General features: G+C 73.6%; 1 pseudogene. It reads left to right on the top strand.

Annotated elements, in window-relative coordinates:
- Positions 1 to 404, top strand: a pseudogene (locus GTW67_RS14700) (acetoin utilization protein AcuC); the annotation flags it as partial.
- Between the last annotated feature and the right edge of the window lie 40 nt (positions 405 to 444).

The raw sequence follows: 444 nt of genomic DNA, 5'->3' as shown, positions 1-444 counted from the left end.
ATACGCACTTCGAGGATCCGCTGGCGCATCTCGCGGTGTCGCTGGACGCGCAGCGGGCGGTGCAGGTGGCGTGTCACGACCTGGCGCACGAGTACGCCGGGGGGCGGTGGGTGGCGCTGGGGGGCGGGGGTTACGCCGTGGTGGAGGTGGTGCCGCGGTCGTGGACGCATCTGGTGGGGATCGCGGCGGGGCGGCCGGTGGCGCCGGAGACGGTGATTCCGGAGGGGTGGCGGCGGGAGGTGTTCGCGCGGACGCGGTCGTTGGGGCCGGTGCGGATGACTGATGGGCGGTGGCCGGTGGCGTGGGCTTCGTGGGAGGCGGGGTACGACCCTGCGGATCGGTTGGATCAGGCGGTGGTGGCGGCTCGGCGGGCGGTGTTTCCGTTGCGGGGGTTGTTGGCGTGACGGTTTGGTTGGGCGGGGGTTGCCCGGCGCTGAGGCTGGG

The organism is Streptomyces sp. SID5910 (assembly GCF_009862125.1).
In the GTDB taxonomy this organism is placed as follows: domain Bacteria; phylum Actinomycetota; class Actinomycetes; order Streptomycetales; family Streptomycetaceae; genus Streptomyces.
Note: the sequence above shows the minus strand (reverse complement) of the source record. Positions and strands in the feature narration are given on the sequence as shown.